Genomic DNA, 19,335 nt, shown 5'->3' with positions numbered 1-19,335 from the left:
TTTGCCACCCAACTCTTGAGGTGCAAAGTGTTTAAAAAATGTCTTCCGCTTTTACTGCTGTGCGCAGCGCCTGCCTTCGCTAAACCTGTACTGACCGTCTATACCTACGACTCGTTCGCAGCTGACTGGGGCCCGGGCCCGACAATCAAAAAAGCCTTTGAAGCTGACTGCAACTGCGAGCTAAAACTGGTGGCGCTGGAAGATGGCGTCTCGCTGCTTAACCGCTTGCGCATGGAAGGAAAAAACAGCAAAGCCGACGTCGTGCTGGGTCTGGATAACAACCTTCTGGAAGCCGCCACACAAACCAAACTGTTTGCCAAAAGTGGTGTTGCAAACGACGCCGTTAACGTACCCGGCGGCTGGAAAAACGATACCTTCGTTCCGTTTGACTACGGCTATTTCGCCTTCGTTTATGATAAGAACAAGCTGAAGAATCCGCCCAAAAGCCTGAAAGAACTGGTAGAGAGCGACCAAAAATGGCGCGTCATTTATCAGGATCCGCGCACCAGCACGCCTGGATTGGGTCTGCTGCTATGGATGCAGAAAGTCTATGGCGATAAAGCGCCAGAGGCGTGGCAGAAACTGGCAGCCAAAACCGTCACCGTCACCAAGGGCTGGAGCGAAGCCTACGGCCTGTTCCTGAAAGGTGAAAGCGATCTGGTGCTCAGCTACACCACCTCTCCGGCCTATCACATCATCGCCGATAAAAAAGACAACTACGCCGCAGCCGACTTTAGCGAAGGCCACTATTTGCAGGTGGAAGTCGCCGCCCGTACTGCGGCCAGCAAGCAGCCGGAACTGGCCGAGAAATTCCTGAAGTTTATGGTGTCCCCGGCATTCCAGAATGCGATTCCGACCGGCAACTGGATGTATCCCGTGACGCAAGTCGCCCTGCCGCCAGGATTCGAGCAACTGAATAAACCGGCCACCGCGCTGGAATTTACGCCGCAGCAGGTTGCGGCTCAACGTCAGACATGGATTAGCGAATGGCAACGCGCCGTCAGCCGTTAATTCCCGGCTGGCTGGTTCCAGGGCTTACCGCCGCCACGCTGATGGTGGCCGTTGCCCTGGCCGCATTTCTGGCTCTGTGGTTTAACGCCCCGCAGGGAGAGTGGCTCTTGCTGTGGCAAGACGACTACCTGTGGCACGTGGTGCGCTTTTCTTTCTGGCAGGCTTTTTTATCCGCTGTGCTGTCGGTTGTCCCGGCGATTTTCCTCGCCAGAGCGCTCTATCGTCGTCGTTTTCCAGGACGTCTGGCGCTACTGCGTCTGTGCGCGATGACGTTAATCCTGCCGGTGCTTGTCGCGGTATTCGGTATTCTTAGCGTCTACGGCCGCCAGGGTTGGCTGGCCTCGCTCTGGCATACATTCGGGCTGGAGTGGACGTTTTCGCCATACGGTTTGCAGGGCATTCTGCTGGCGCATGTCTTTTTCAATCTGCCGATGGCCAGCCGCCTGCTGTTACAGTCGCTGGAGAATATTCCCGGCGAACAGCGGCAGTTAGCCGCTCAGTTGGGTATGCGTGGCTGGCATTTCTTCCGTTTTGTTGAATGGCCGTGGCTGCGTCGTCAGATCCTGCCCGTCGCGGCACTCATCTTTATGCTGTGCTTCGCCAGCTTCGCCACCGTTCTGTCGCTTGGCGGCGGGCCACAGGCCACGACCATCGAGCTGGCTATTTATCAGGCGCTGAATTTTGATTACGATCCTGCCCGCGCAGCCATGCTGGCGTTGATCCAGATGGTTTGTTGTTTGGCGCTGGTGCTCCTCAGTCAACGTCTGAGCCGCGCGATTGCTCCCGGTGCTACCCTGGTACAAGGCTGGCGCGATCCCGACGATCGCCTGCACAGCCGACTGGCTGACGCAATCCTGATTATTCTTGCCCTGTTGCTGTTACTGCCGCCGTTGCTGGCGGTGATTATCGATGGCTTAAACCGCCATGTTCTGGATGTACTGATGCAGCCAGTGCTGTGGCAGGCGCTGGGAACCTCGCTGCGCATCGCATTAGCAGCAGGAGCGTTATGCGTCGTACTCACCATGATGCTGTTATGGAGCAGTCGTGAACTTCGTGCCCGACAGCAACTGCTGGCAGGTCAGATGCTGGAGTTGAGCGGCATGATGATCCTCGCCATGCCGGGCATCGTGTTAGCTACCGGCTTCTTTCTGCTGCTCAATAACACCATTGGGCTTCCCGAATCTGCCGACGGTATTGTTATTTTTACCAATGCGTTGATGGCGATCCCTTACGCGCTGAAAGTGCTGGAAAACCCAATGCGTGACGTCACTGCGCGCTACAGTATGTTGTGCCAGTCGTTGGGCATTGAGGGATGGTCGCGCCTGAAAGTGGTTGAACTGCGCGCCCTGAAGCGCCCGCTGGCGCAGGCGATGGCGTTTGCCTGCGTCCTGTCGATTGGCGATTTTGGCGTAGTGGCGTTATTTGGTAATGAGGATTTCCGTACCCTGCCATTTTATTTATATCAGCAGATTGGCTCTTATCGCAGTCAGGATGGCGCGGTTACGGCGTTATTACTGCTGATCCTGTGCTTTACGCTGTTTACCGTTATTGAGAAATTGCCGGGTCGAAATGTTAAAACTGATTGATATCACATGGCTTTATCATCATTTGCCTATGCGCTTTACGCTGTCGGTCGCGCGCGGTGAGCAAATAGCTGTACTCGGGCCCAGCGGCGCCGGGAAAAGTACGCTTTTGAATCTGATTGCCGGCTTCCTCACGCCCGCCAGCGGTACCATGATGATTGACGGTGAAGATCACACCACATCACCTCCCTCACGCCGTCCTGTCTCTATGCTGTTTCAGGAAAACAACTTGTTTAGCCATCTGAGCGTACAGCAAAACATCGGCCTGGGCCTGAATCCGGGATTAAAACTGAACGCATCGCAGCGGGAGAAAATGCTCCACATCGCCCAACAAATGGGACTCGACTCTCTACTGGAGCGCCTCCCCGGCGAGCTTTCCGGCGGGCAACGGCAGCGCGTGGCGCTGGCGCGTTGTCTGGTGCGGGAACAACCTATTTTACTGCTTGATGAACCGTTCTCTGCGCTCGATCCTGCGCTGCGCCAGGAGATGCTAACGCTGGTCGCCGAAGTCTGTCGCGAGAAGCAGCTGACGTTACTGATGGTTTCTCACAGCGTAGAAGATGCGGCGCGAATTGCGCCCCGCTCGATTGTGGTCGCCGACGGGCGCATCGCCTGGCTGGGCAAAACGGACGATCTGTTAAGCGGCAACGCCAGCGCCTCGGCGCTATTGGGCATTAAAGCATAATGCGTTGCCGGATGACGGCGTGAACGCCTTATCCGGCCTGCAGGTCGCACATTTTGTAGGCCGGATAAGGCAAAGCCGCCATCCGGCAAAGGTGTCGTCAGTAACCCACCACTTTGCGCAGAATATCGATATACACCGGCATCAGCGGATGGCGCAGTAACGCCACCAGCGCGACCACGCCGATCCCGAGCGTCAACGGCGCCAGATACAGCAAACGGCTGCGGGGGAAATACGCCGTTAAGCGATCAACAGCCGCTTTGCCACTGCGCCACAGCCGCCAGCAAAACCACCCGCCCACCCAGAGCAACACCGCCGTCGCCAGCAGCAACCATTTAAAATCCCCGCTCTGCATATCAGAAGGGATATCAATTGCCGCTCCCGCCAGGATCCCCGGCAGGAAGTAGAACGGTGGCCACAGCACGCAGCCAATAATATTCGGGACGATAAATTTAGCGACAGGCAGATCCAGCATGCCTGCAACCATCGGCACCAGCGGGCGCGTCGGTCCGACAAAACGCCCCACCAGAATAGTAAACATGCTGTGCTGATGCAGGGCGTGCTCGGTTTTATCCAGCAACGCCTTGTTCTTTTTCATGAACGACCAACGGTGCAATGGCTTTTTAAAGCGCCAGCCCAACCAGAAGGAGATCCAGTCCCCCAACAGACAGCCGACGATGCCCGCAAGCCAGGCATGCCAGAAGTTCAGTTCGCCACTGCCAATCAGCGCGCCCAACCCCGCCATCATCACGGTCCCGGGCAGAATCAGACCAACCAGCGCCAGCGACTCCAAAAAAGCCACCAGAAGTACGGCGATCAGAGAGTACAGGGCGGACTGGAGAATAAAGTGTTCCAGCAATGCTTGCATAATGTGTCCGTCAAATTTACGAAGCAGGGATTTTGATAACCCCTCTCAACTTCGTCAAGCCATCAATTGTCTGAATAGATTGCGAGTTATGACAACTTTCAGGATACATCATTCACTTTTTATTCACATCCTGCACGAAACTCGCTCGGACTGGCACCGGTACATTTTTTGAAAACACGAGAGAAATAGAGCTGATCGTCAAAGCCAACATTGCGACCTACGGTGGCGATAGGCATACGTGTGGTACTCAGCAGTAACTTCGCCTGGCTAATACGCTGGTCCTCGCGCCAGCTTAATACGCTGATGCCCAACTGCTGACGGAACAGATGCGACAAACGGGAAGGCGACAGGCAGACGTGCTGCGCGACGCTGGCGATATCAAAATTGCTGTCCGCCAGGTGATCGCTGATGTACTGGCAGGCATCACGGACGCGGTTGTCCATGGGAGGGTGTAGCGATTCATTGATGGCTTCCATACGTCGGAGCAACAACTGTTCCAGTAAATTAATCGCCAGCAGTTCGGAATAGCGGCCTTCTCCCTGCCCGGCGTTAATTATCTGCCCAAACAGCTCGTTAAAATGCGGCTGATGTGCTTCATCCGGGCGGAAAAAACCGGTCTGGCCAAAAATGGCCGGCCAGGTCAGCCACTCCTGCCAGTAGGCGCGCGGGCGAAAGTAAACCCACTGGTGATACCACTCGCTGGCATCAGGATGGCGCCCGTAGTGGTGAATTTCTCCAGGTGGAAACAACAGAATATCGCCAGGCCGGCAGACAAACTGCTTGCCCTGATTATTGATAACCCCTTCGCCACGGATGGTGAGATTGAGGATATAACCCTTCATACCCAGCGGCCTGTCGATAAAAAAATCCAGGTATCCGTTCGCCTCGATGGGGGTTAATCCGGCCACCAAATGCGCGTTAAACGAATAACCTGGCAACAGGGGATCGTTTTGCGTTTCAGCCATAATTTCAATACTCCCTACGTCCTGCCAAGAAACAATTTGTCCATATTACGCCAGACATCATCGCTGTCGCCCCTGCGGGCCGCTGTATTTGCGGCAATGGACCATCAACCCCGCTTGTGAAAAGCTCTTTGTAAAAAACATGTACTACGCCAACGTCAAAATCGGCTAACAAAAGTGTCTATAACTACGGCAGAAATGTCCACATTGATTATTTGCACAGCGTCACACTTTGTGATGCCACAGCATTTTAGTCCATAAGATTAGCGGATCCTGCCTGACGGTTTTTATCGCTACTCACTACTGTTTATCCATACCCGTATTTTTGGATGGAGTAAGACGATGGCGATTGCAATTGGCCTCGATTTTGGTAGTGATTCAGTACGCGCTTTGGCGGTGGAATGTGCCACCGGCGAAGAGATCGCCACCAGCGTTGAGTGGTACCCACGTTGGCAGGAAGGGCAGTATTGCGATGGCCCAAACAACCAGTTTCGCCATCATCCGCGCGACTACATTGAATCCATGGAAGCGGCGCTGAAAACCGTACTGGCCGAACTGAGCGCTGAGCAGCGCGCGGAAGTGGTCGGTATTGGCGTTGACAGTACCGGCTCAACCCCGGCCCCCATCGATGCAGACGGTAATGTACTGGCGCTGCGTCCGGAGTTCGCGGAAAACCCGAATGCGATGTTTGTCCTGTGGAAAGATCACACCTCAGTAGAAGAAGCCGAAGAAATCACCCGCCTGTGCCATACACCGGGCAAGATCGATTACTCCCGCTATATCGGCGGCATTTATTCCAGCGAATGGTTCTGGGCCAAAATCCTGCATGTAACTCGTCAGGACCACGCAGTTGCCGAAGCTGCGGTTTCGTGGATTGAGCTATGCGACTGGGTTCCGGCCCTGCTCTCCAACACCGTACGCCCACAGGATATTCGTCGCGGTCGCTGCGGCGCCGGGCATAAATCTCTGTGGCATGAAAGCTGGGGTGGTCTGCCGCCAGCCAGTTTCTTTGACGAACTCGACCCCATCCTCAACCGCCATCTGCAATACCCAATGTTTACCGATACCTTCACCGCGGATCTGCCGGTTGGCACCCTGTGCGCCGAGTGGGCACAGCGTCTGGGACTACCGGAAAGTGTGGTGATTGCAGGCGGTGCTTTTGACTGCCATATGGGCGCGGTCGGCGCAGGTGCACAGCCTAACACGCTGGTGAAAGTCATCGGCACGTCAACCTGCGACATTCTGATTGCCGATAAGCAAAGCGTTGGCGAGCGTGCGGTGAAAGGCATTTGCGGCCAGGTTGATGGCAGCGTGGTGCCGAATTTTATTGGCCTCGAAGCTGGTCAGTCTGCATTCGGTGATATCTATGCCTGGTTTAGCCGCGTGCTGAGCTGGCCGCTGGAACAGCTTGCCGTACAGCATCCGGAACTGCAGACCCAGATTAAAGCCAGTCAAAAACAGCTGCTGCCTGCACTCACCGAAGCATGGGCGAAAAATCCATCACTGGAGCATCTGCCGGTCGTGCTCGACTGGTTCAACGGTCGCCGTACGCCCAATGCCAACCAGCGTTTGAAAGGGGTGATTACCGATCTGAACCTGGCAACCGACGCGCCAGCGCTGTTCGGTGGTCTGATTGCCGCCACCGCCTTTGGCGCGCGCGCCATTATGGAATGCTTCACCGAACAAGGCATTGCGGTTAACAACGTGATGGCGCTTGGCGGTATCGCGCGCAAGAACCCGGTCATCATGCAGGCCTGCTGTGACGTGCTGAACCGTCCGCTACAGATTGTCGCTTCAGACCAGTGCTGCGCACTCGGTGCGGCTATCTTCGCCGCCGTTGCCGCGAAAGTACACGCCGATATCCCTGCCGCTCAACAGCAGATGGCAAGCGCCGTGGAAAACACGCTGCAACCTCGCCCAGAGCAGGCTCAACGTTTTGAACAGCTTTACCGCCGCTATCAGCAGTGGGCAGTAAGCGCTGAACAGCAATACCTTCCGACTGCCGCTCCGGCGCAACAAGCCCCGGTAGATCTGGCAACCCTGACACATTAAGGACACGACAATGACGATTTTTGATAACTATGAAGTGTGGTTTGTGATTGGTAGCCAGCATCTGTATGGCCCTGAAACCCTGCGTCAGGTAACCCAACATGCCGAGCACGTCGTTAACGCACTGAATACTGAAGCCAAACTGCCCTGCAAGCTGGTATTAAAACCGCTAGGCACTTCCCCTGATGAGATTACCGCTATCTGTCGTGACGCAAATTACGACGATCGCTGTGCAGGGATGGTGGTCTGGCTGCATACCTTCTCCCCGGCAAAAATGTGGATTAACGGCCTGACTATTCTCAACAAGCCGCTGATGCAGTTCCACACCCAGTTCAACGCCGCCCTGCCGTGGGACAGCATTGATATGGACTTTATGAACCTGAACCAGACTGCGCACGGCGGTCGTGAGTTCGGCTTCATCGGCGCGCGTATGCGTCAGCAGCATGCCGTGGTCACCGGTCACTGGCAGGATAAACAAGCGCACGAACGCATTGGCTCCTGGATGCGCCAGGCCGTGTCCAAACAGGATACCCGCCACCTTAAAGTCTGCCGTTTTGGCGACAACATGCGTGAAGTTGCGGTCACCGATGGCGATAAAGTCGCTGCGCAGATCAAGTTCGGCTTCTCGGTAAACACCTGGGCCGTGGGCGATCTGGTGCAGGTAGTGAACGCAATTAGCGACGGCGAAATCAACGCGCTGATCGATGAGTACGAAAGCACCTACACCATGACTGCGGCGACGCAAGTCCACGGTGAAAAACGTCAGAACGTCCTGGAAGCGGCCCGTATTGAACTGGGGATGAAGCGCTTCCTGGAACAGGGCGGATTCCACGCCTTCACTACCACATTTGAAGATTTACACGGCCTGAAACAGCTCCCTGGTCTGGCCGTACAGCGTCTGATGCAGCAAGGCTACGGCTTTGCGGGCGAAGGCGACTGGAAAACCGCCGCTCTGCTTCGCATCATGAAGGTGATGTCAACCGGTCTGCAGGGCGGCACCTCATTTATGGAGGATTACACCTACCACTTCGAGAAAGGCAACGATCTGGTGCTCGGCTCGCACATGCTGGAAGTGTGCCCGTCCATCGCGGTGGAAGAGAAACCGATCCTCGACGTACAGCACCTCGGCATTGGTGGTAAAGACGATCCTGCCCGTCTGATCTTCAACACCAAAACCGGCCCGGCAGTGGTTGCCAGCCTGATCGATCTCGGCGATCGCTATCGCCTGCTGGTTAACTGCATCGACACGGTACAAACGCCGCACGACCTGCCGAAACTGCCTGTCGCTAACGCGCTGTGGAAAGCTCAACCGGATCTGCCAACCGCTTCTGAAGCCTGGATCCTGGCCGGTGGCGCGCACCACACCGTGTTCAGCCACGCGCTGGATCTGAACGATATGCGCCAGTTTGCTGAAATGCACGATATCGAGATCGCGGTGATCGATAACGATACCCGCCTGCCGGCCTTTAAGGACGCGCTGCGCTGGAACGAAGTGTATTACGGCTTCAAACGTTAACAACTGCCGGATGACGGCGTAAACACCTTATCCGGCCTACAAGAATGTGCGATTTGTAGGCCGGATAAGCGTAGCGCCATCCGGCAAGATTCATCGGAGAGCATCATGTTAGAAGATCTCAAACGTCAGGTACTGGAAGCCAATCTGGCGTTGCCTAAGCACAATCTGGTCACCCTGACCTGGGGGAATGTCAGCGCCGTCGATCGCGAGCGCGGCGTGTTTGTGATTAAACCTTCGGGAGTCGATTACAGCGTAATGACCGCCGACGATATGGTGGTAGTCAGTATCGCCACGGGTGAAGTTGTTGAAGGTACGAAGAAACCTTCCTCAGATACCCCAACACACCGTTTGCTGTATCAGGCATTCCCGACCATTGGCGGTATTGTTCACACCCATTCGCGTCATGCAACCATCTGGGCGCAGGCGGGTCAGTCGATTCCGGCAACGGGGACCACCCATGCGGACTATTTCTACGGTTCGATTCCCTGCACACGGAAAATGATCGACGAAGAAATCAACGGCGAATATGAATGGGAAACCGGCAACGTGATCGTTGAAACCTTTGAGAAACAAGGTATTGACGCCGCGCAGATGCCTGGCGTGCTGGTGCACTCTCACGGTCCGTTTGCCTGGGGAAAAAATGCCGAAGACGCGGTGCATAACGCCATCGTGCTGGAAGAAGTCGCCTATATGGGGATCTTCTGTCGCCAGCTCGCGCCGCAGTTACCGGATATGCAGCAAACCCTGCTAGATAAACACTACCTGCGCAAACACGGTACAAAAGCGTATTACGGGCAGTAACCTCTTTTGAGCATGACAACTGTATAAAATCACAGCTAATTTATCAGAACCAGGCTATAATAATGCCTGGTTTTTTGATGGATACGCAGCGTGGCGCAAGCAGGTTTTATTTTAACCCGGCACTGGCGGGACACCCCACAGGGAACTGAGGTCTCATTCTGGCTGGCTACAGACAATGGGCCGCTGCAGGTCATGCTCGCGCCTCAGGAGTCGGTCGCGTTTATTCCCACCAGTCAGGTTCCTCGCGTAACGTCATTATTACGCACTGAAAACGGCTATCGCCTGACACCGCTGCAGTTGCAAGACTTCCACCGCCAGCCTGTTTCCGGCCTGTATTGCCGCTCACATCGCCAGCTCATGCGGTTGGAAAAACTGCTGCGCGAAAACGCAGTCACCGTCTATGAGGGCGACGTACGCCCACCTGAGCGGTATCTGATGGAGCGCTTTATCACCTCCCCTGTTTGGGTCGAAGGCGACAGACATGGCGACATGCTGGTGAATGCCCGCCTGAAGCCGAACCCTGACTATCGACCACCGCTAAAATGGGTATCGCTGGATATCGAAACCACCCGCCACGGCGAACTCTATTGCATCGGTCTGGAAGGCTGCGGGCAGCGTATTGTCTACATGCTCGGCCCGGCAAACGGCGACGCCTCTACGCTTGATTTTGAACTTGAGTACGTTGCAAGCCGCCCGCAGTTGCTGGAAAAACTCAATGACTGGATTGCCCGTCACGATCCTGATGTGATAATCGGCTGGAACGTCGTGCAATTCGATTTACGCGTCCTGCAACAGCACGCCGAACGTTACCGCATTCCCTTGCGTTTTGGCCGTGATAGCAGCGAGCTTGAGTGGCGCGAGCATGGCTTCAAAAACGGCATATTCTTCGCTCAGGCTAAAGGCCGCCTGATTATCGACGGTATTGAGGCGCTAAAATCCGCGTTCTGGAATTTCTCGTCATTTTCACTGGAAACGGTGTCACAGGAGCTGCTGGGCGAAGGGAAGTCGATTGATAATCCGTGGGACAGAATGGACGAAATCGACCGTCGATTTGCCCAGGATAAGCCCGCGCTTGCCACCTACAATCTCAAAGACTGTGAGTTGGTCACGCGCATTTTTCATAAAACCGAGATCATGCCATTTCTGCTGGAACGATCGACGGTCAACGGTCTGCCGGTCGACCGGCACGGTGGTTCAGTTGCCGCCTTCGGACATCTCTACCTGCCACGAATGCACCGGGCGGGTTATGTGGCGCCGAATCTGGGTGAAGTCCCCGCGCACGCCAGTCCCGGCGGCTACGTGATGGACTCACGCCCAGGCTTATACGACTCGGTACTGGTGCTGGATTACAAAAGCCTGTATCCCTCAATAATTCGTACTTTTTTAATCGATCCGGTGGGGCTTATCGAAGGGATGGCGCAGCCGGATCCGGAACACAGCACCGAAGGTTTCCTTGACGCCTGGTTTTCACGCGAAAAGCACTGCCTGCCTGAAATCGTTACTCAGATCTGGCACGGGCGCGAAGAAGCAAAACGCCGTGGCAATAAGCCACTCTCGCAGGCGTTGAAAATCATCATGAACGCATTTTACGGTGTGCTGGGCACCACTGCCTGTCGCTTTTTCGACCCGAGACTGGCCTCGTCCATTACCATGCGCGGCCATGCGATCATGCGCCAGACCAAAGCGTTAATTGAGGCTCAGGGTTACGATGTCATTTATGGCGATACCGACTCGACCTTTGTCTGGCTGAAAAAGGCGCACTCAGAAGACGATGCAGCCCGAATTGGTCGGGAACTGGTGAGCTATGTCAACACCTGGTGGGCGCAATCGCTGAAGCAACAAAATCTGACCAGCGCGCTGGAACTGGAATTTGAAACCCATTATTGTCGCTTTCTGATGCCGACCATTCGCGGTGCAGATACCGGCAGTAAAAAACGCTATGCGGGGATGATTCAGGACGGTGCTGAGCAACGTATGGTGTTTAAGGGACTGGAAACGGTACGAACCGACTGGACGCCGCTGGCCCAACAGTTTCAGCAGGAGCTATACCTGCGAATTTTTCGTAACGAACCTTATCAGGAGTTTGTTCGCGAGACTATTGACCGTCTGATGGCCGGTGAAATGGATGAACAACTGGTGTACCGCAAGCGCCTGCGTCGCCCGTTAAGTGAATACCAGCGAAATGTTCCACCACACGTTCGCGCTGCGCGGTTAGCCGATGAGCAGAATGTAAAGCTGGGGCGTCCGCCACAGTATCAGAATCGCGGAACCATAAAATATGTCTGGACGGTCAATGGCCCAGAACCTGTTGATTATCAGCTATCTGTGCTCGATTACGAGCATTATCTGACCCGCCAGATCCAACCCGTTGCCGAGGGAATTCTTCCCTTTATTGACGATAATTTTGCTACACTACTCACAGGACAACTGGGGTTATTTTGACGCGTGACGAAACCGCCGCCATCCAGTACCATAGCGCCCTTTCCATTCCTGGACCCATTTAACACCACTACCACTGATTTATTAGCCTGGTAGCGGGGTCGTATGCTCTCAATAACGGGGACTAGCCCGGAAAATGACGAGTATTGCCTGCAATTAAAGATATAGAGCCGAACATATATGCCTTTTACACTTGGTCAACGCTGGATCAGCGATACAGAAAGCGAATTGGGACTTGGTACTGTTGTCGCCATGGATGCGCGAACCGTCACTTTACTTTTCTCATCGACGGGCGAAAACCGTCTGTATGCGCGCAGTGATTCCCCCGTGACCCGCGTGATGTTCAATCCTGGCGATACGATAACAAGCCATGAAGGCTGGCAACTGCATGTCGATGAAGTAAAAGAAGAAAACGGCCTGCTTGCCTATATCGGAACCCGCCTGGATACCGAAGAAACCGGTGTCACGCTGCGTGAAGTACTGCTCGACAGCAAACTGGTATTCAGTAAACCACAAGATCGCCTGTTTGCCGGCCAGATTGACCGTATGGATCGCTTTGCTCTGCGCTATCGCGCACGTAAATTTCAGAGCGAACAATACCGTATGCCGTGGAGTGGTTTGCGTGGTCAACGTACCAGCCTGATTCCTCACCAGCTGAACATTGCCCATGATGTTGGCCGTCGTCATGCCCCTCGCGTTTTACTGGCAGATGAAGTGGGTTTAGGTAAAACCATTGAAGCCGGGATGATCCTGCATCAACAACTGCTGTCCGGCGCCGCAGAGCGCGTGCTGATCATCGTCCCAGAGACATTACAGCACCAGTGGCTGGTCGAAATGCTGCGCCGCTTCAACCTGCGTTTTGCACTGTTTGATGATGAGCGTTATGCAGAAGCGCAGCACGACGCCTACAACCCGTTTGAAACCGAACAACTGGTCATCTGCTCGCTGGACTTTGCCCGTCGTAATAAACAGCGTCTGGAGCACCTGTGTGACGCCGAGTGGGATCTGCTGATTGTCGATGAAGCCCATCACCTGGTATGGAGCGAAGACGCGCCCAGCCGCGAATATATGGCCATTGAACAACTGGCAGAACGTGTGCCGGGCATCCTGCTGCTAACCGCTACACCGGAACAGCTGGGCATGGAAAGTCACTTCGCGCGCCTGCGCCTGCTGGACCCGAGCCGTTTCCACGATTTCGCCCAGTTTGTTGAAGAGCAAAAAAATTATCGTCCGGTCGCCGACGCCGTCGCGATGCTACTGGCAGGCAACAAGCTGAGTAACAATGAGCTGAACATGTTAGGCGACATGATTGGCGAGCAGGACATTGAGCCGCTATTGCAGGCGGCAAACAGCGACAGCGAAGACGCACAGAGCGCGCGTCAGGAGCTGGTTTCGATGCTGATGGACCGCCACGGCACCAGCCGCGTCCTGTTCCGTAACACCCGTAACGGCGTGAAAGGCTTCCCGAAACGCGAGCTGCACACCATCAAGCTGCCACTGCCGACCCAATACCAGACGGCGATTAAAGTCTCCGGCATTATGGGTGCGCGTAAAAGTGCGGAAGACCGGGCGCGCGACATGCTCTACCCGGAACAGATTTATCAGGAATTCGAAGGCGACACCGGCACCTGGTGGAACTTTGACCCGCGCGTGGAATGGCTGATGGGCTACCTGACCAGCCACCGCTCGCAAAAAGTATTAGTTATCTGTGCAAAAGCCACCACCGCGCTTCAGCTGGAGCAGGTTCTGCGCGAACGCGAAGGTATCCGCGCTGCCGTGTTCCATGAAGGGATGTCGATCATTGAACGTGACCGCGCCGCAGCCTGGTTTAGCGAAGAAGATAGCGGCGCCCAGGTAATGCTGTGTTCTGAAATCGGCTCCGAAGGGCGTAACTTCCAGTTCGCCAGCAATCTGGTGATGTTTGACCTGCCGTTCAACCCGGATCTGCTGGAACAGCGTATTGGCCGTCTGGACCGTATTGGTCAGGCGCATGATATTCAGATTCACGTTCCGTTCCTGGAAAAAACCGCGCAATCTGTGCTGGTGCGCTGGTACCACGAAGGTCTGGATGCGTTCGAACACACCTGCCCGACCGGCCGTACCATCTATGACACGGTCTATAACAATCTGATCGGCTACCTGGCTGAACCAGAAAATACCGAGGGCTTTGACGATCTGATCAAAACCTGCCGCGAACAGCATGACGCGCTGAAAGCACAGCTGGAGCAAGGTCGCGATCGCCTGCTGGAGATCCACTCTAACGGCGGCGAAAAAGCGCTGGCACTGGCTGAGAGTATTGAAGAACAGGACGACGATACCAGCCTGATCGCCTTCGCCATGAACCTGTTTGATATCGTCGGTATTAATCAGGATGACCGTGGCGACAATTTGATCGTGCTGACGCCGTCCGATCATATGCTGGTGCCGGATTTCCCTGGGCTACCAGAAGATGGTTGCACCATTACGTTCGAGCGCGATGTCGCCCTGTCGCGTGAAGATGCTCAATTTATTACCTGGGAGCATCCGCTGATCCGCAATGGTCTGGATCTGATCCTCTCCGGCGACACCGGAAGCAGCACTATTTCGTTGTTGAAAAACAAAGCATTACCTGTTGGTACACTGCTGGTTGAGCTGGTCTATGTTGTTGAAGCGCAAGCACCGAAACAACTGCAGCTAAACCGCTTCCTGCCACCAACGCCGGTACGCATGCTGCTGGATAAAAACGGCAATAACCTTGCTGCACAGGTGGAGTTCGAAACCTTTAACCGTCAGCTCAGCGCCGTTAACCGCCACACCGGCAGCAAACTGGTCAACGCCGTGCAGCAGGATGTTCATGCCATTCTGCAACTCGGTGAAGCGCAGGTGGAAAAATCAGCCCGCGCGCTGATCGACGCAGCGCGTAAAGAAGCTGACGAGAAGCTGACGGCAGAACTTTCCCGTCTCGAAGCGCTGCGTGCCGTTAACCCGAACATCCGTGATGACGAACTTAGCGCAATCGAAAGCAACCGTCAGCAGGTGATGGAAAGCCTGGATCAGGCGGGCTGGCGTCTCGATGCCCTGCGCTTGATCGTCGTGACGCATCAGTAACGGAGCCATACATGGGGATGGAAAACTACAATCCGCCGCAGGAACCCTGGCTGGTCATCCTGTATCAGGATGAACACATTATGGTGGTCAACAAGCCGAGCGGCTTGTTGTCTGTGCCAGGTCGTCTGGATGAGCACAAAGACAGCGTGATGACGCGTATTCAGCGCGATTATCCGCAGGCTGAATCCGTGCATCGTCTGGATATGGCCACCAGCGGCGTGATTGTAGTCGCGCTAACCAAAGCGGCAGAGCGCGAGCTAAAACGCCAGTTTCGCGAGCGCGAACCGAAAAAGCAGTATGTTGCACGCGTCTGGGGGCATCCCGCTCCGGCCGAGGGTCTGGTTGATTTGCCGCTGATTTGTGACTGGCCAAACAGGCCAAAGCAAAAAGTGTGTTATGAGACCGGGAAATCGGCGCAGACAGAGTATGAAGTCGTGGAGTTCGCAGCGGATAACACCGCCCGGGTGGTGCTCAAACCCATTACCGGACGCTCCCACCAGCTGCGTGTGCATATGCTGGCTTTAGGGCATCCGATCCTGGGCGACCGCTTCTATGCTCCGCCGGAAGCTCTGGCGTTAGCGCCGCGCCTGTTGCTGCATGCAGAGATGTTAACCATCACGCATCCCGAATACGGCAACAGTATGACGTTTAAAGTCCCGGCGGATTTTTAAATTCTGAGCCAATTTATGCCGGGGGCGCTTCGCTTGCCCGGCCTACATTCATTAACGTAGGCCGGATAAGGCGCTAGCCGCATCCGGCAATTCAATCACTTGAATCCTTTTTGATCCTTAATCAGCTCGTAAGCTTTTTGGATTTCCTGCGCTTTTTGCTTCGCCATTTCCATCATCTCTGGCGGCAGACCTTTCGCAACCAGTTTGTCCGGATGGTGCTCGCTCATCAGCTTACGGTAAGCCCGCTTTATGGTAGTCGCATCGTCGGTCGTTTTCACACCCAGCACATTGCAGGCGTCTTCCAGCGTCGGGCCACGTTGCGCCTGCTGCCAGCCACCGCTGCCAGACTGCTGCTGATATCCGCCGCCAAACTGTGCGCCGCCCTGCATCATGCGCAGGAACTGATCAAATTGGGTGCGTGAGATCCCCAACTCTTCAGCAATCACATACAGCACTTCACGTTCGTTAGGATGCAACGACCCATCGGCAAATGCCGCCTGGATCTGAATCTCCAGAAACATGCGGATCAGATCGAATCGACCAAAACAGACGCTGCGAAACTGACGCATCTTTTCACGTAATGGGTAATTATCCGATTTTCCTACCCGGAAGGCATGTTGTGCTGCCGTTCGCGAGTCACCGTGCAAATTCATCCGATCCATCAACTGGCTGGCGATATGAATATCAGCTTCCGTGACGCGACCTTTGGATTTGGTCAGATGTCCCATCACCTCAAAAGTGGTGGCAAAAAACAGCGCCTGGCGTTCACGTTGGTTGGCAAACCACGCCATTTTGCGCATGCGGGCTTTGTCGAACATGTGGCCAACTAACAGCCCCAGAACCACACCCCAGAAGCCGCCGCCCATCATTAAGGCCACGGCTACACCAATTATCTTTCCCCAATACTGCATAGACTCCCCAAATCTTTCCGCTCTCAGCCAGGCTATGTCCCACAATATAAGGTGCTTTTACCGATTTACGGCGGCGGTCAATTGTGGGACATCGCCTATAATTTGCATTATCATACCTGTCATTCAATGCCGTGCCTAACACCACAAACGCTATACCCGTTGGATTTCGAGTTGCAGCAAGGCGGCAACGTAGTGAGTCCCCTGGAGCTTACCCATGTAAGTGACTGGGGTGAACGAGGAAGACAACGAAGATGCAGCTTGAAAGGTGGCAGGTATAAAATGGGCAGGATTAATACTAGCGAAGTGAAGATGAGATAAGTTAGGCTGTGACCGTTTGTCACGCGCGACGCTACTGATGATGGAACAATAAATACAACGTATGAAAAAACGTATTCCCACTCTTCTGGCCACCATGATTGCCAGCGCCCTCTATAGCCATCAGGGCCTGGCAGCCGATCTCGCCTCACAGTGTATGCTGGGCGTGCCGAGCTATGACCGTCCTCTGGTACAGGGCGAGACTAATGAGTTACCCGTCACCATCAATGCCGACAACGCAAAAGGGAATTATCCCGATGACGCGGTGTTTACCGGCAACGTGGATATCGCACAGGGTAACAGCCGCCTGCAGGCCGACGAAGTGCAGCTTCATCAGAAGCAGGCTGAAGGCCAGCCGGAGCCAATTCGTACCGTCGATGCGCTAGGCAATGTCCATTATGACGACAATCAGGTTATTCTGAAGGGACCGAAGGGCTGGTCCAATCTGAATACCAAAGATACCAACATCTGGGAAGGTGATTACCAGATGGTCGGCCGTCAGGGGCGCGGGAAAGCTGACCTGATGAAACAGCGTGGGGAAAACCGTTATACTATTCTGGAAAACGGTAGCTTTACCTCCTGTCTGCCGGGTTCCGATACCTGGAGCGTCGTCGGTAGCGAAGTTATCCACGACCGTGAAGAACAGGTCGCAGAGATCTGGAACGCCCGTTTTAAACTGGGTCCGGTTCCGGTCTTTTATAGTCCTTATTTACAGTTACCCGTCGGCGATAAGCGCCGTTCCGGTTTCCTGATCCCGAACGCAAAATATTCCACCAATAACTATTTTGAGTTCTACCTCCCGTATTACTGGAACATTGCGCCCAATATGGACGCCACCATCACGCCGCACTATATGCACCGTCGCGGCGGGATCATGTGGGAGAACGAATTCCGCTACCTCACCCAGGCGGGTGCGGGCTTGATGGAGTTCGACTATCTGAATTCCGATAAAGTGTACGAGGACGAACATCCGAATGATGACAATTCACGTCGCTGGCTGTTCTACTGGCAGCACGCCGGTGTACTGGACCAGGTGTGGCGTTTCAACGTCGACTACACCAAGGTCAGCGACACCAGCTACTTTAACGATTTCGATAATAAATACGGTTCCAGTACCGACGGCTACGCCACGCAGAAATTCAGCGTCGGCTACGCGGTACAAAACTTTGACGCCACGGTATCGACCAAGCAGTTCCAGGTCTTCGACGCACAAAACAGTAATAGCTACTCTGCGCAGCCGCAGTTAGACGTCAACTACTACCAAAACGACGTCGGTCCGTTTGATACCCGGATTTATGGTCAGGCGGTCCATTTCGTCAATACCAATGACAACATGCCGGAAGCCACGCGTGTTCACCTTGAACCGACGATCAATCTGCCGTTGTCGAATAACTGGGGCAGTATCAATACCGAAGCGAAGCTGCTGGCAACGCACTATCAGCAGACCAATCTGGATTGGTACAACAACAACCCGAGTAACGTTAACAAGCTCGACGAGTCAGCCAACCGCGTCATGCCGCAGTTTAAAGTTGACGGCAAAATGGTATTCGAGCGCGACATGCAAATGCTGGCACCGGGCTATACCCAGACGCTGGAGCCGCGCGCGCAGTACCTGTACGTCCCATATCGTGACCAAAGTCATATCTATAACTATGACTCCTCCCTGCTGCAATCTGACTACAGCGGCCTGTTCCGTGACCGTACCTATGGCGGCCTGGACCGTATTGCTTCTGCCAACCAGATGACGACCGGGGTCACATCTCGCGTTTATGATGACGCAGCCGTTGAACGTTTTAATATTTCTGTGGGTCAAATCTACTATTTCACCGAGTCTCGCACTGGCGATGACAACATTAAATGGGAGAATGACGACAAAACGGGCTCACTGGTATGGGCAGGCGACACCTACTGGCGCATCTCCGATCGTTGGGGTTTACGCAGTGGGATCCAGTACGACACGCGTCTGGACAGCGTTGCAACCAGCAGCAGCAGTATTGAATACCGTCGCGATGAAAACCGGATGCTGCAATTGAACTACCGTTACGCCAGTTCGGAGTATATCCAGGCTACTTTGCCGTCTTACTACTCTACGGCAGATCAGTATAAAAACGGGATTTCGCAGGTGGGCGCGGTAGCAAGCTTCCCGATTGCTGAGCGTTGGTCGATTGTCGGTGCTTACTACTTCGATACCAACGTGAACAAAGAAGCAGATTCAATGTTGGGCTTACAGTACAACTCCTGCTGTTACGCCATTCGCTTTGGCTACGAGCGTAAGCTGAACGGTTGGGATGACAAAATGCAGCACGCGATTTATGACAACACGATCGGCTTTAATATCGAACTCCGTGGCCTGAGCTCAAACTACGGTCTCGGCACGACTCAAATGTTACGTTCGAACATTTTGCCGTATCAAAGCGCTTTATGATCTGATTGATTTACA

General features: G+C 54.5%; 13 protein-coding genes. 10 read left to right on the top strand and 3 right to left on the bottom strand.

The genetic code is table 11. The features are described 5' to 3' along the window. The first annotated feature begins 27 nt into the window (after positions 1-27). From thiB to thiQ, 3 genes are read left to right on the top strand one after another with little or no spacing between them, the layout of a single operon-like run. Positions 28-1,011 (top strand): thiamine ABC transporter substrate binding subunit, encoded by a 984-nt coding sequence (gene thiB / locus OGY72_RS19440; protein WP_149281217.1) that lies wholly within the window; start codon positions 28-30, stop codon positions 1,009-1,011. After that, a complete protein-coding gene (gene thiP, locus OGY72_RS19435) occupies positions 987-2,597 on the top strand; it encodes a thiamine/thiamine pyrophosphate ABC transporter permease ThiP (protein ID WP_003829581.1) in 1,611 nt (536 codons plus the stop codon). The genes thiB and thiP overlap by 25 nt, the downstream gene beginning before the upstream one ends. Next, entirely contained in the window at positions 2,581-3,279 is a 699-nt protein-coding gene (gene thiQ / locus OGY72_RS19430) for a thiamine ABC transporter ATP-binding protein ThiQ (protein WP_286548895.1), read from the top strand. The genes thiP and thiQ overlap by 17 nt, the downstream gene beginning before the upstream one ends. A 97-nt stretch (positions 3,280-3,376) precedes the next feature. Here thiQ and OGY72_RS19425 read toward each other — a convergent pair whose 3' ends face one another. Both OGY72_RS19425 and araC read right to left on the bottom strand, forming a co-directional pair. Beyond that, on the bottom strand, positions 3,377-4,144 hold the full coding sequence (locus tag OGY72_RS19425) for a DedA family protein (RefSeq protein ID WP_003829584.1): 768 nt from the start codon (positions 4,142-4,144) through the stop codon (positions 3,377-3,379). A 119-nt stretch (positions 4,145-4,263) separates the two neighbouring features. Beyond that, entirely contained in the window at positions 4,264-5,109 is an 846-nt protein-coding gene (gene araC / locus OGY72_RS19420) for an arabinose operon transcriptional regulator AraC (RefSeq protein ID WP_003829586.1), read from the bottom strand. A 339-nt stretch (positions 5,110-5,448) separates the two neighbouring features. Between araC and araB the strand changes: the two genes are divergently transcribed. From araB to rluA, 6 genes are all read left to right on the top strand, one after another. Further along, the gene (araB, locus tag OGY72_RS19415) at positions 5,449-7,158 is read left to right on the top strand and encodes a ribulokinase (RefSeq protein WP_286548890.1); all 1,710 of its coding nucleotides are present in this window, start codon (positions 5,449-5,451) and stop codon (positions 7,156-7,158) included. A gap of 10 nt (positions 7,159-7,168) precedes the next feature. Continuing rightward, the gene (araA, locus tag OGY72_RS19410) at positions 7,169-8,671 is read left to right on the top strand and encodes an L-arabinose isomerase (RefSeq protein WP_123268692.1); all 1,503 of its coding nucleotides are present in this window, start codon (positions 7,169-7,171) and stop codon (positions 8,669-8,671) included. Positions 8,672-8,776: 105 nt separating this feature from the next. Beyond that, complete coding sequence (araD, locus tag OGY72_RS19405) at positions 8,777-9,472, top strand: L-ribulose-5-phosphate 4-epimerase (RefSeq protein ID WP_286548885.1); 696 nt, start codon at positions 8,777-8,779, stop codon at positions 9,470-9,472. A 90-nt stretch (positions 9,473-9,562) separates the two neighbouring features. Next, a complete protein-coding gene (gene polB, locus OGY72_RS19400) occupies positions 9,563-11,914 on the top strand; it encodes a DNA polymerase II (RefSeq protein WP_286548882.1) in 2,352 nt (783 codons plus the stop codon). A gap of 177 nt (positions 11,915-12,091) precedes the next feature. Then, complete coding sequence (gene rapA, locus OGY72_RS19395) at positions 12,092-14,998, top strand: RNA polymerase-associated protein RapA (protein WP_286548880.1); 2,907 nt, start codon at positions 12,092-12,094, stop codon at positions 14,996-14,998. An 11-nt stretch (positions 14,999-15,009) separates the two neighbouring features. After that, positions 15,010-15,669 (top strand): bifunctional tRNA pseudouridine(32) synthase/23S rRNA pseudouridine(746) synthase RluA, encoded by a 660-nt coding sequence (gene rluA / locus OGY72_RS19390; RefSeq protein ID WP_003018849.1) that lies wholly within the window; start codon positions 15,010-15,012, stop codon positions 15,667-15,669. A gap of 95 nt (positions 15,670-15,764) precedes the next feature. On the opposite strand, the gene djlA is transcribed toward rluA, so the two are convergent. Next, entirely contained in the window at positions 15,765-16,580 is an 816-nt protein-coding gene (gene djlA, locus OGY72_RS19385; RefSeq protein WP_003829600.1) for a co-chaperone DjlA, read from the bottom strand. A 379-nt stretch (positions 16,581-16,959) separates the two neighbouring features. On the opposite strand from djlA, the gene lptD reads away from it, so the two are divergent. Further along, positions 16,960-19,320: an LPS assembly protein LptD gene (gene lptD / locus OGY72_RS19380; protein WP_191235770.1), complete on the top strand. Its 2,361-nt coding sequence runs from the start codon at positions 16,960-16,962 to the stop codon at positions 19,318-19,320. Positions 19,321-19,335: the final 15 nt, after the last annotated feature.

The organism is Citrobacter sp. Cpo221, assembly GCF_030332345.1.
GTDB lineage: Bacteria > Pseudomonadota > Gammaproteobacteria > Enterobacterales > Enterobacteriaceae > Citrobacter > Citrobacter portucalensis.
The sequence above is the reverse complement of the archived record's forward strand: the minus strand, read 5'-3'. Positions and strand labels throughout refer to the sequence as shown.